This window comes from Nocardioides sp. SLBN-35, from assembly GCF_006715725.1.
In the GTDB taxonomy this organism is placed as follows: domain Bacteria; phylum Actinomycetota; class Actinomycetes; order Propionibacteriales; family Nocardioidaceae; genus Nocardioides.
Map to the genome: position 1 here is coordinate 4,227,429 of NZ_VFNU01000001.1, position 12,061 is coordinate 4,239,489.

13 protein-coding genes and 1 riboswitch are annotated in these 12,061 nt (G+C 70.3%); of the genes, 6 read left to right on the plus strand and 7 right to left on the minus strand.

The window, feature by feature from the left end; genetic code table 11:
* Positions 1–42 precede the first annotated feature (42 nt).
* Positions 43–1,338 (plus strand): SIR2 family protein, encoded by a 1,296-nt coding sequence (locus FBY23_RS20375; RefSeq protein ID WP_160158311.1) that lies wholly within the window; start codon positions 43–45, stop codon positions 1,336–1,338.
* 650 nt (positions 1,339–1,988) lie between these two features.
* Positions 1,989–2,552 (plus strand): hypothetical protein, encoded by a 564-nt coding sequence (locus tag FBY23_RS20380; RefSeq protein ID WP_222117891.1) that lies wholly within the window; start codon positions 1,989–1,991, stop codon positions 2,550–2,552.
* Positions 2,553–2,897: 345 nt separating this feature from the next.
* Here the strand turns inward: FBY23_RS20380 and FBY23_RS20390 are convergent, their stop codons facing one another.
* Complete coding sequence (locus FBY23_RS20390; protein WP_222117892.1) at positions 2,898–4,418, minus strand: recombinase family protein; 1,521 nt, start codon at positions 4,416–4,418, stop codon at positions 2,898–2,900.
* Between the two features lie 258 nt (positions 4,419–4,676).
* Here FBY23_RS20390 and FBY23_RS20395 point away from each other — a divergent pair, with 258 nt between their 5' ends.
* Positions 4,677–5,063: a DUF6234 family protein gene (locus tag FBY23_RS20395; RefSeq protein ID WP_141799814.1), complete on the plus strand. Its 387-nt coding sequence runs from the start codon at positions 4,677–4,679 to the stop codon at positions 5,061–5,063.
* A gap of 27 nt (positions 5,064–5,090) precedes the next feature.
* Positions 5,091–5,257: riboswitch (FMN riboswitch) on the plus strand.
* Between the two features lie 52 nt (positions 5,258–5,309).
* Positions 5,310–5,756, plus strand: a complete 447-nt coding sequence (locus tag FBY23_RS20400) for a 6,7-dimethyl-8-ribityllumazine synthase (RefSeq protein WP_141799815.1) — start codon at positions 5,310–5,312, stop codon at positions 5,754–5,756.
* A gap of 59 nt (positions 5,757–5,815) precedes the next feature.
* On the opposite strand, the gene FBY23_RS20405 is transcribed toward FBY23_RS20400, so the two are convergent.
* Together FBY23_RS20405 and FBY23_RS20410 are read right to left on the minus strand one after the other, a co-directional pair.
* Entirely contained in the window at positions 5,816–6,796 is a 981-nt protein-coding gene (locus FBY23_RS20405) for a DUF808 domain-containing protein (RefSeq protein ID WP_141799816.1), read from the minus strand.
* A 49-nt stretch (positions 6,797–6,845) separates the two neighbouring features.
* Positions 6,846–7,931, minus strand: coding sequence for an acyltransferase family protein (locus FBY23_RS20410; protein WP_141799817.1), 1,086 nt, complete (start codon positions 7,929–7,931; stop codon positions 6,846–6,848).
* Positions 7,932–8,035: 104 nt separating this feature from the next.
* Here FBY23_RS20410 and FBY23_RS20415 point away from each other — a divergent pair, with 104 nt between their 5' ends.
* Positions 8,036–8,527, plus strand: a complete 492-nt coding sequence (locus FBY23_RS20415) for a hypothetical protein (RefSeq protein WP_141799818.1) — start codon at positions 8,036–8,038, stop codon at positions 8,525–8,527.
* A 15-nt stretch (positions 8,528–8,542) separates the two neighbouring features.
* Here FBY23_RS20415 and FBY23_RS20420 read toward each other — a convergent pair whose 3' ends face one another.
* Genes FBY23_RS20420 through FBY23_RS20435 form a run of 4 tightly spaced genes read right to left on the minus strand, consistent with a single transcriptional unit; the run spans position 8,543 to position 11,549 of the window.
* Positions 8,543–9,568, minus strand: coding sequence for an SIS domain-containing protein (locus tag FBY23_RS20420; RefSeq protein ID WP_141799819.1), 1,026 nt, complete (start codon positions 9,566–9,568; stop codon positions 8,543–8,545).
* A gap of 1 nt (position 9,569) precedes the next feature.
* Complete coding sequence (locus FBY23_RS20425; protein WP_222118026.1) at positions 9,570–9,740, minus strand: Trm112 family protein; 171 nt, start codon at positions 9,738–9,740, stop codon at positions 9,570–9,572.
* Positions 9,741–9,757: 17 nt separating this feature from the next.
* Positions 9,758–11,131, minus strand: coding sequence for a phosphomannomutase/phosphoglucomutase (locus tag FBY23_RS20430; RefSeq protein ID WP_141799821.1), 1,374 nt, complete (start codon positions 11,129–11,131; stop codon positions 9,758–9,760).
* A gap of 34 nt (positions 11,132–11,165) precedes the next feature.
* Complete coding sequence (locus FBY23_RS20435; protein WP_260806105.1) at positions 11,166–11,549, minus strand: DUF3499 domain-containing protein; 384 nt, start codon at positions 11,547–11,549, stop codon at positions 11,166–11,168.
* A gap of 51 nt (positions 11,550–11,600) precedes the next feature.
* On the opposite strand from FBY23_RS20435, the gene FBY23_RS20440 reads away from it, so the two are divergent.
* A complete protein-coding gene (locus tag FBY23_RS20440) occupies positions 11,601–12,059 on the plus strand; it encodes a metallopeptidase family protein (protein ID WP_260806106.1) in 459 nt (152 codons plus the stop codon).
* Positions 12,060–12,061: the final 2 nt, after the last annotated feature.

Below are 12,061 nucleotides of genomic sequence, written 5' to 3' on the forward strand. Positions count from 1 at the left end.
GAATTGCCCGAGGGAATGTCCGAGTCCGCTTTGCGGCGCGACGTGGTCATCTTCGCGGGCGCTGGAATCAGCACCGAAGTGTCCACGGTGTTCCCAGATACGGTGCTGGAACTCGCAGCGGACCGCTTGGGCATGCCCATGGAAAGCGTCGAAAGTTTTCCTCAAACCCTTGAGGAATATCAAAACAGGTTCGGGCGAACCGAACTGGTTCGGATGATTCGACGGAAGTTCGATTTCATCGACTCATTCAGGTCGCCTCATTATCACGCCACCCGATTCCACGCGGAGCTGGCAACGATGCCTTACCTCCGAGACATCGTCACGACGAACTGGGACACTTACTTTGAGGATGAGTGCGCCGCCACACCGTTCGTTTCCGGCGCAGACATTGCTCTATGGGAAATGCCGGGACGACGTGTCCTAAAGATTCATGGTTCGATCACTAATCTAGCCAGCCTTGTCGCGACGGAGTCCGACTACGCGAAGCGACTCGAAAGTCTCGCGAGCGACGTCATGGGTGGACTATTGCGGCAGTTGTTGGCCACAAAGACTGTGGTCTTCATCGGATATTCGCTAAGGGACTGGAACTTCCGACGCCTGTATGAAGCTCTACTTGCAGACATGAAGGACTTCGCGCCGACTGCTTACGTAGTTTCCCCGCACGCGGTCGAAGCCGAGAACGATCTCGGAATGAAAGTTATCAAGACCAGCGGAATCAACTTTCTGCGGGAACTGAAGAAGAGTCTCGTCGGCCACTGCGTGATAGACGATGAGGTCTATGGCCACGTGGCGGACCTATATGACATGGCCGTCTCGGCTGACCCTCGCGAGTGGGAAGAACCGATACGACACGCTGAATATCCTGCGGTCATTTACACCTGGTTCTACAACGACGGCCTTAGAGACATTTGCGATCGGATTCTTCGGAAGCGTGCGAGCGGCGAGTACTCCGACCGTCATCACGTTACAAACATGCTGAAATTCTACGATGAGGCCTACGAGCGCGCGTACGAAAGCGGGAGGTACGGCGACGCCGCGTACATTGACGGCTACTCAAACGGCCTGATCTTGATGCTCGGCGACGCGTGGGGAACAGCGCAACTTGACGACGAAGACGGGACGTCAAAGTCGCTCCTTGAATCCTGCCCACTCTATTTTGTCTACGGTGCTGACAGCGACATGCGGACAAGGGAAGAGTTCTTGGAGGCGCTAGAGCACAGCAAGCGGCGCTCACCCAAGACGCGCGCGTTGGCACGCAAAATTGTTGAGGGACTGGCCGACGACATGATCCTGACCCACGCCCCCTTCATCGGCGACGGGCACCTGGCCAACGCTTGACTTGAAAGAAGCAACGAAACTCGTCGGGCCACCGGGGTAGCCGGAGGGCTCTCCGGCCTGGCTCTCGGCGGGATGTCAGGGTGGGGCGGCGGCCGGACCGCAAGCGGCGGAGCCGCGAGGACCGCCCGCCGCCGCGCGCTGGGCGTCTGGTGGGGGCGGTCGGGGGAAATCCTCGGCACGCCGGTTGGTTGCCGGGTTCTGTCGGTCGGTGGGTGTAGCTTCGCGGACAAGATCCCTTGCGGCTCCTTGGGCCCGGCAATGCAGAGGCAACCCATAAGACCGCTGGTGACGTGAGGGCTCCCCTGTAGGTGTGGATTGAGTAGGTCGCGGGTGCGATTCCCGGACGGACCGGCTTTGAGCGCTCAATCGGGGCAGGGCTTCCTAGCCCTGCTCTCTGAGAGGTCCGTTCTCCGATGCTTGCATCCGAGGACCGGCCCGCCTCGCACGTCCTTCGTCGTCCCGATGCGGGCTGGTTTCTGTCGTTGTATCCGTCCGCCGGTGAGGCTGGCGGGTCGTTCGTTTCGTCCCTTCGTCGTGGCGGTACCGGGATCCGTGGTGCCGCTGTTGATCCTGACCGTTCCCGTGCGGAGGCCGCTCGCCGTGCGGGGGTGAAGGTCCGCCGCTACTGCGCCGCGAATGGCCTTGATCGGATGGGCACCCTGACCTACGCCGGTGGGGGTTGCCATGATCCGCGCCAGGTCCGTGCTGATGTGGCGGACTTCTTCCGGCGCCTGCGTACGGGCCTGGGCGGTGATCCGTTCCCGTATCTGTGGGTGCCGGAGTGGCATCCTGGCGGTCACGGTCTGCATCTGCACTACGCGATGGGCCAGTTCGTCGCGCGGTCAACGCTGGTTGACGCGTGGGGTCGTGGGTTCGTCCACATCAAGCGGTTCACGAACCTCCCGTCCCGGTCGGGCCCGTTGACGCGGAGCCGTGCTGCGGCGCGGTACCTGTCGAAGTACGTGTCGAAGTCCTTCGACACTGCTCCCGGGCGAGAGCGTCCTGCCGGGCTGCATAGGTACGAGGTCGCGGAAGGGTTCCAGCCGCGCGGGATCCGGCTGTCGGGACGCTCGCCTGACGAGGTGCTGGCGAAGGCGTCGTCGGTGATGGGCGCCCAGCCGTCGTCGTTGTGGTGGTCGGGCGATTCGCCGTCGTGGGAGGGTCCGCCGGCGTACTGGTTCGCCTGGGACCGGCCCGCGGGAGGTGTCTCGTGAGCCCGGCAGAGCTCGCGGCGTGGGTGGCTCGCTCGCGGGCTGCTCAGGGGTTGCCGGAGAAGGTGACAGACCCGGCGGCGCTTCGCCAGGTCGCGGTGTTGGTGAGCGGGCGATCCCGAACGGAACCAGCAGCACCGTCGCGAGACGGCGAGCGGGCTGCTGGCGGGGAGGCGTGCGCGTCGTGAGTGGGAGGGCCGCAGGCGGGTGGGTGGGGGCCTCTCGGGTCGCCGCTCAGGGGCCCCGCGCCGCATGGGTTTCGCGGCGTGGGGAGCGGCGCGGCCCCCACCCGCCTGCGGCCCTCCCAGCCCCTGACGGAATGACCGGGCTACCGCTTGCCTGCGGGGCTCAGAGCCGCCAGGTGACGGTGATCCGGTCGGGGTCGAAAGCGCGGGCGCCAGGTGTGCCGGGGCCGATGGTGATGTGGTCGATGAGGGCGCGGATGATCGCGTGCTGCCGCGACAGGCTGAGGGTGGGCCATTGCTCGGCGAGCGCGGTCGCGTTGCCGATCAGCCCGTGCAGGGTGTCGGTGCGGGTCCGGGTCGCGAGTCGGCGTCGGGCTGCGTCGAGGCGCTCGTTGATCGTGCCTCCAGCTCGTCGCCACTCGGTCATGGTGATGAGGTCGGCGGCGTAGGCATCAGCCAGCTCGCGCTGTTTGGCCTCGAGGTGCTCGATCTCGTCGGCAAGGGCCTTGGCTTGTTCGTCGGGGCTGTCCTTGCCGGACAGTGCTGCCACAAGTTCGGGGGTGTCGAGGGTGAACAGGACTGCGTTGGTCACCAGTTCCTCGACGGGTTCGGCGACCGCGGTCAGTCGTCCGCAGCCGCCGTGGTCGGGGCCGGACATGCAGACGTAGCGGCGCCGGGTGGTGCGGACCGGGTTCCGGTTGCTGCCGTTGCTGGTGCCTTCGTGGCGGGCGCTGGAGTAGAGCCGGTTGCCGCACTTGCTGCAGCGCAGGAGTCCGGTGAGCAGGTAGGTCTGCGGGGTGCGGCGTCCCGTGGCCTTCTTGGCGGCGATGGTGACCAGGATGCGGCGGTGGGTGTCCTCGTCGATGATCGCTTCCCACTTTCCGGGGCCGACGACCTGCCCGCGGTGGGACATGAGTCCGGCGTAGCGGGGGTTGATGAGGATGCCGCGCACGGTGGTGGTGATCCATCCGGTGCCGCCGGACACGCGTTCGATGCCGGTGGTGTTGAGCCACTCGGCCAGAGACCGCAGCGATTCGCCTGCCAGGAACCGAGCGGCGAGGTCCCGGACCACGCGTGCTTCGTCGGGGCGGATGGTGGTGAAGTCGGCTTCGTAGCCGAACGGGCGCGTCGATCCCTTGTGCGGGATGCCGTGGGCGGCGCGTTGCTCGTGCTTGCGGGCCACGCGTCGGGACTTGTCCGCGGATTCCTTCGCGGCAACGGCTCCGATCAGTCGGGCGGTGAAGATCCCGTCTCCCGTGCCGAAGTCGCTGTTGCCGGTCACGGTCTTGACGTTGCCCGCGATCCCGGCGGCGTCGATCACGGTGAAGAAGTGCTCCAGCTCGACCGGTCGGCGGTGGAGTCGGTCCTGATGCCACACGACCAGGCCGTCGACCAGGCCGTCGGTGATGTCGGCCAGCAGACGTTGATACTCGGGGCGGGTCTTGCCCGAGTAGGCGGACACGTCGTTGTCGACGTACTCGGATGCCACCGTCCAGCCAAGATCGGCGGCGAGGCGGCGGCAGTCCTCCAACTGTCGCTCGACCCCTTGTCGGGTCTCGCCCGGGTCCGATGAGATGCGTGCGTAGATCGCCGCCGCGATCGGCTCAGCCATGAGGGCAGAATACGTATGAGCCTGCAACCTGGTCCCGCTGTGCCGCCAGCACCACCGCGCCACGACCTTCACCGCCTGGCGCTATCTCGCCCTCTCCCCCGGCAGCTACCTGTGGCGCTCGCCCCACGACCTGCTGTTCGTCGTCGACCACCACGGCACCCGCCCCGCCGACACCGGCCGCCCGATCCCGCCCGGGTCGTGGGCGTGCGCGGTCGGGTCGGAGGCGAGGCGGTCCGATGCGGCCTGACCCGTCGTACGCCGCCTACGCGCCCGGGCGATCTGGGCCCGCCTACTCATGCCGCCACGGCCCCCGCCCGGGACCCTGCGAACATGACCGATCGCCGCCCGGCCGGGCCCCTCGAGATCGTCGCCGCGCTCGCCGCCCTCGGCCTGACCCTGGCCACCTTCTGGCACGGTCTGACCGTCTACTTCTGCTGGGGCGGCTGCGACGGACCGACCGCAACCGAGGTCCTCGTCCACCGCCTCCTCACCGGCGGCCTCGCGCTCGCCGTGCTGACCACCCTGGTGACCGCGGCGCTGCGGCGCGGGCGCTGGGTCTTCCTCTGGCACCTCGCGGTGGCCGCGGTGGCTCTCGTGGTCGCCCTGCTCACCGCCATGCCGCAGATCGACTGGGACGGGTCGCCGCCCCCACCGCCCGGCCCGGGTCCCGACTACGTGCCCTGCTACTCGGGCTCGAACGACTGCGTCGGCGGCTGAGCCGCGGGCGGGCGGTACCCTGCTGCCGTACGTTCTCAGGGCGGGGTGGAACTCCCCACCGGCGGTGAGGGCGTCCCGGCCGATCCGGGGCGGCCGAGCCCGCGAGCGCCGGCCCGGTCTCCGACCGGGGCGGGTCAGCAGATCCGGTGCGACTCCGGAGCCGACGGTCACAGTCCGGACGGAAGAGAACGCGACGGGCCTCGCGCGCGTCGTCACGCCCTGGGTGACACGCGAACAGGAGAACCCATGTCACCCACCGCTCCCGCCGGCAACACCGTCGCCATCGTCGCGGCCCGCTGGCACTCCGACATCGTCGACGTCGCCGTCGAGACCTTCCGCACCGAGCTCGAGCTGCGCGGCTACACCGTGGAGGTGGTGCACGTGCCGGGCGCCTTCGAGATCCCGCTGCAGGTCCGCCGGCTGGCCCGGACCGGCCGCTACGCCGGGGTGGCGACGGCGGCCCTGGTCGTCGACGGCGGGATCTACCGCCACGACTTCGTGGCCTCGTCCGTGGTCGACGCGCTGATGCGGATCCAGCTCGAGACCGACGTGCCGGTGTTCTCCGCGGTGCTCACGCCGCACCACTTCCACGAGCACGACGAGCACACGAGCTACTTCCGCCGCCACTTCGAGACGAAGGGCCGCGAGCTCGCGGCCGCCCTGGACGCGACGGTCCAGCTGTCGGCGGTCTGACCCGCGGGGCCCGACCGGACCGGTGGGCCTGCCGTGACCGGGCTGAGCCCTCAATGCCCTCAGTGCGCGGCAGGCTCGCCGTCGTCGTACCGCTCGATCGGGTCCTTGTCGCCGCTGAACGGCAGCACCCGCACGATCGCGACCACGAGGGAGCCGACCACCAGTCCGATCACCGCGGAGATGCCGGTGTTGGCGAGCCAGGCCAGCGCGCTGCCGAGGAAGCCGTGCACGGCGTGCTCGATGTCGTGCTCGATGCCATGGACCCACTCGTACGGCGCGTCCCACCAGCCGACCTCGTGCACGTTGACGAGCAGGATGTGGCCGCCGACCCAGAGCATGGCGACGGTGCCGACGATCGAGATGATCGACAGCAGCCGCGGCATGAACGCGACCAGGCCACGCCCGACCTTCTGGGCCAGGGTCGAGGAGCGCTGCGCGAGGCTGAGGCCGGCGTCGTCCATCTTCACGATGAGGGCCACGACGCCGTAGACGGCGATCGTGATCGCGATCGCCACGACCACGAGGATCGCAAGCCGTGCCCAGAAGCTCTCGTCGGCCACCTCGTCGAGGGCGATCACCATGATCTCCGCCGACAGGATCAGGTCGGTCCGGATCGCGCCGGCGACCATCTGCTTCTCGGCCTCCGGACTGATCACGGTGGCCGGGACGTCGTGGTCGTCGTGCCTGGCGAGCAGGTGCCAGACCTTGTGCGCGCCCTCGTAGGCGAGGAAGGTGCCGCCGAGCATCAGGATGATCGGGAGCAGGTCCGGCAGGAACTCACTGAGCAGCAGCGCTGCCGGGAGGATGATCAGCAGCTTGTTGCGGATCGAGCCGATCGCGATCTGCTTGACGATCGGGAGCTCGCGCTCGGCCGCGACGCCGTGCACGTATTGGGGCGTGACCGCCGTGTCGTCGACCACCACGCCCGCGGCCTTGGTCGTCGCACGACCTGCCGCGGCACCGACATCGTCGATCGACGCGGCGGCCATCTTGGCGATGGCGGCGACGTCGTCGAGCAGACCGAACAGGCCGGCGCTCACGAGGCGCGGTCCGTGCTGAGAGGCATGCCCGAAGGCTACCGGCCGGCGACTACCGGCCGGCGCCCACCAACCCCGCGTCCGCGGTCTCCCGCTCCTGCTCGTGCACGACACCGGTCAGCTGCACCGCCTCGCGGACCCGGCGGTGGGCGACGTCGAACGGGTCCACGACCCGCTCGAGGACGCGCCGGACGGGCGGCGCGGCCAGGGCCAGGGCCACACCGACACCGACGCCGACCGCGGCCAGCAGACCGAGCCAGGGCCGGTCGTGGGCCCACTCGACGAAGCCGAGGTACTCCAGCTCCTTCACGACGAACCCGTGGAACAGGTAGATGACCAGGGTCGCCGAGCCCATCCGGGTGAACCAACCACCGATGCGAGGTACGACGCTGAGCCAGGCCAGCGCGCCCGCGACGCCGGCGAGCAGCACCAGGAGCCGGGTCAGGACTGCGGTCGAGGTCGGGTCGTCGAGCAGCTCGGAGGGCCGCTGGTAGAGGTAGTCGCGGCTGGCCCACTCGTCCAGGGAGCCGGCGGCGACCCACAGCGCCGCGAAGGTCGCGATGCCGAGCAGAGCGGCGAACCGGCCGCGCAGCCACTCCAGCGCTTCGGGCGTGGTCTTCAGGCCGAGCACGAAGAACGGCAGGAAGCCCACGATCCGCGGGGCGTCCAGCCAGCGGGTCCATTCCCCGGCGAGCAGGAGGCCTCCGGCGATGCTGATCCCGACCGCGACCAGGACGCCGCCCCGCAGCGGCCGCAGGATCGGGGTCGCGAGCCGCCAGGCCACCATCGCGAGCAGGTACCACAGCGGGAAGTGCGGGTCGGTCCACAGGTCGTAGAGGTGCTCGTGGCCGACGTTGATCCGGAACCAGGCCAGTGCGCCCTCGAAGATGACGTACGGCACGAGCAGGGTGGTGACCAGCTGCCACAGCCGCGACGGGGTGTAGCGGAAGCCCCGCGACAGGTAGCCGGAGAGGAACACGAACGCCGGCATGTGCCACAGGTAGACGAAGTCGTACACCCGCCCGCCCGGGCCGTCGGCAGGAAGCAACGCGAGCAGGTGCCCGACCACGACGAGCGTGACCAGGCCCATCTTCGCGTTGTCGAGCCAGGGATCCCGAGTCCGAGGTGCTGAGGCCATCACTCCTTGGTACCCGAACCGCCTGTGCGAAGACCAAGTGTCAGACAACCTGACACCGTGAGCCGGATCGGGTACGGCGGAGCGCCCGATGGGAGACTGGCGGGGTGGACGCCACCTACAAGCCCACGGATGCCTCCCGCGTGCGGATGGTCCTCGGCCTGGGCGCTCTCGGGGTCGTCTGCGGGCTGCTCGCGGCGGTGTCGTTCGCGTCGGGCTCGGTGCCCGGCATCGTCGTGCTCCCGGCGCTGTGCGTGCTCTCGGTCGCCGGGATCAGGGGCGAGCTGCGCCGGGCCGTCGTCCTCACCGCGGATCGGCTGGTCGTGCGGGGCCGTGTCGGCACGGTGCGGGTGCCGCTGACCGAGGTCACCGCGGTCAGCTGGGAGCGCGACGAGGCGCGTCCCGATGTCGCGCGACACACCGTGTGGATCGCAGCGTCGGGCCGGCGCCCCTTCCGCGTCCACTTCCTCGCCGCACAGGGGGACTTCGTCGGCGACCTGCGGCGGCGTGCGGCCGTCGCCGGTGGCGCGATCGACACGGGAGCCGCGCTCGTCGCACCCGCTCCCCACGACACCCGCCGCCTGTTCACGAGCCTGTGAGGCTCGACGGCCCGGTCAGTCCTCGACGAGCCCCAGGCGCAGGTACTCCGCCGCGTACGTGCCGCTGAGCAGCAGCGACGCGTAGCGGGCGACCTCGCCGGCCGCCTCGGTGGAGACGTGCTCGATCCGGACGTCCTGGTTGCGGGCGGCGTCCTCGAGGCGCTGCCGCTGGTCGCGGACGACCGGGTCGTCGACGCCGTCGTCGAGCATCACCAGCACCGGGCGGCGATCGCCGGTGCCGTCGGCGACCGGGTCGGCGAAGACGTTGCGCGGGCGGGCCGCCTCGACGACGGGCAGCAGGTGCTCGGCGTCGCCGGCGAGCGCCGTGCGGCCGGAGGTGCGGCGGATCGACTCTGCGATCCGGCGCGCGGCCCGGGCCGCGAGGACCGAGCCACCCCAGACCAGCGGGGCGGCGTCAGCCAGTGAGATGGCCAGCATCTTGGCGGGGTTGATCGAGATGTCGCGGTTCGGCGAGCAGGCGATGGCGACCGCGTCGAGTGCCTCGGACACGGCCTCCGGCTCGGCACTCGGGCCGAGGTTGACCTGGTCGAGGAAGGAGAGCATCGCGACCGCGGTCGCGAGCTGGTCGCCGGTGCTGGTGGGCAGCAGCGTCGTCCAGCGACCGGTCGCGTGCTCGGCCACCAGCGATCCGCGCGGCGCGGCCACCACGAGCTGGCAGCCGCGGCGCGCTGCCTCGGCGACGGCCAGCGCCGTTCCGGCGTCGCCGCCGTCGGGGGCGAGCACGACGACCAGGTCGAGGCTGCCTGCCCAGCCGGGCAGCGCCGGGGAGGGCCAGGCCACGAACGGCACGGGACAGAAGGGCTCGAGCACGGCCCGCAGCAGGCGGGAGTCGGGCCCGGCGGCGATCACCGCACGCGGGCGGGTCTCGATCGATCGGGCCACCGCCTCGGCGATGGCCTCGGCGGAGTCGCCGACCTCGCGGCGTACCCGGGCGCCGGACTCGGCCAGCGTGCGCAGCCGCAGGTCGGCGGTGGCGAGCGCTGCGTGGTCGTCCAGCCGGGACTCGTCGAACCAGATCATGTCAGGCCGGCTTGCGGGCCTCGTCGACCAGCAGGACCGGGATGCCGTCGCGCACCGGGTACGCGAACCCGCAGCCCTGGCACACCAGCTCCACCGACTCCCCTGCGGGCGTCACCGCGAGGTCGCCCTTGCAGGAGGGACACACGATGATCGCCAGCAGCTCGGGCGAGATCCCGCCCTGCACGGCGCTCACCTTCCGCTCCGGATGATGGCGAGGACCTCGTCCCGGACTCGGGTCATGGTGGCTTCGTCCTTTCCTTCGACGTTGAGCCGCAGCAGCGGCTCGGTGTTCGAGGCGCGCACGTTGAACGCCCAGTCCGCGTGCCCCACGCTGAGGCCGTCGAGCTTGTCGGTGCTGACGCCGTCCTGGCCGCCGTACGCCGCCTCCAGCGCGGCGAGCACCGCGGCCTGGTCGGCGACGGTGCTGTTGATCTCGCCGCTGAGCGGGTAGCGGGCGTAGCCGGCGAGCAGGTCGGAGAGCGGACGGTCGGACTCGGCCAGCGCCGCCATCGCGTGCAGCGCGGCGAGCATGCCGGAGTCCGCGCGCCAGAAGTCGCGGAAGTAGAAGTGGCCGCTGTGCTCGCCGCCGAAGATCGCCTCGGTCTCGGCCATCGTGGCCTTGATGAAGGAGTGCCCGACGCGGGTGCGGACCGGAGTACCGCCCAGCTCGGTGACGATCTCGGGCACGGCGCGCGAGGTGATCAGGTTGTGGATCACCGTGGCGCCCGGCTCCTTGGCGAGCTCGCGGGCGGCGATGAGGGCGGTCAGCGTGGACGGCGAGACGAGGTCGCCGCGCTCGTCGACGAGGAAGCAGCGGTCGGCGTCGCCGTCGAAGGCCAGGCCGATGTCGGCCTGCTCGGCGACGACCGCCTTCTGCAGGTCGACCAGGTTGTCGGGCTCGATCGGGTTGGCCTCGTGGTTGGGGAAGGTGCCGTCGAGCTCGAAGTAGAGCGGCACCATCTCGACCTGGTCGGAGAGGCGGCCGAAGACGGCGGGCGCGGTGTGGCCGGCCATGCCGTTGCCGGCGTCGACGACGACCTTCAACCGGCGGCCCGTGACCGGGGCGAGCGTGAGCAGGTGCGCGGCGTACGCCTGGAGGACGTCGTGGGAGTCGATGGACCCGGTGCGGCGGCCGGCGGCCGGCGCACCGCCCGCGGCGACCCGGTCGCGGATCTCGGCGAGGCCGCTCTCCATGCCGACCGGCTGCGCCAGCGCGCGGCACAGCTTGATGCCGTTGTAGGCCGCCGGGTTGTGGCTCGCGGTGAACATCGCGCCCGGCAGGTTCAGGTGGCCGGAGGCGAAGTAGAGCTGGTCGGTCGACGCGAGGCCGATCATCGTCACGTCGGCGCCGGCGGCCGTCGCGCCGTCGGCGAACGCGCCGGCCAGCGACGGCGAGCTCGGGCGCATGTCGTAGCCGATCACCATCGCGTCGACGCCGAGCACCTCGACGTACGCCGCGCCGGTCGCTCGCGCCAGCTCCTCGTCGAGCTGCTCGCCGACGAGACCGCGGACGTCGTAGGCCTTGAAGACCTTGCCGAGGTTGTCAGGACTGGTCGTGGCCATGTCCAGACCCTAGGGCATCTACCGTGCCGCGTGGTCAGTCGGTGGTGAGCATCCTGAGGTGCCCCTTGCGGGCCACCTCGCGACCGGGCTCGCGCGGTGCCTCGACCGGCTCGCGCCGGACCGGGCGGGCGGCCTCGCGGACCGCGTCGGCGAGCGCGAGCAGGTCGTCGTTGCTCGGGCCGGGCTGCTGGGTGCCGAGCGAGAGCCGGACCACCTCCCAGCCGCGCGGGGCCGAGAGGCGCTCGCTGTGGACGTCGCACAGGTCGTAGGCGTGCGGCTCGGCGTAGGTCGCCAGCGGGCCGAGGACGGCGGTCGAGTCGGCGTACACGTAGGTCAGCGTGGCGACCGCGCGCCGGCCGCAGGCCGTGCGCGAGCAGGTTCGCAGGCTCTGCGGTCCCGCGTTCGCCGTCACACTCACGGCGCTGACGCTACCTCCCCGCACCGCGCGCGGTGGATAGGCTCGCTGATCATGGAGCACGACGAGCTGGTCCCCCGCCGACGCCGCGACCGGCGCGGACGCGGGATGCGCGGCCCGGCGGTGCAGCCGCTGACCGCGACCGGACACCGGCCGCCGCTGCCGCGCAGCCGCCGCGAGGTCTTCGACAAGATCATGCTCGACGTCGTCACCGACATCGACGCGCGCTGGTCGGAGCACCTCGGCCTGGTGGAGTACGCCGTCGAGGACGCCCCCCAGCTCCCCGACGACTGGGACTCGGGCCGGGTGCCGCTGTCCTCGCTCGTGCGCGGGTCCGGTACGACGCCGACCCGGCTGGTGGTGTTCCGCCGGCCGCTCGAGCACCGTGCCGCCGACCGGGCCGACCTCGAGGCGATCGTGCTGGCGCTCGTGGTCGAGCAGGTCGCCGAGCTGCTCGGCATCGAGCCGCACGACGTGGACCCGCGCTACCCGTCCGACCTCGACGACGACTGACC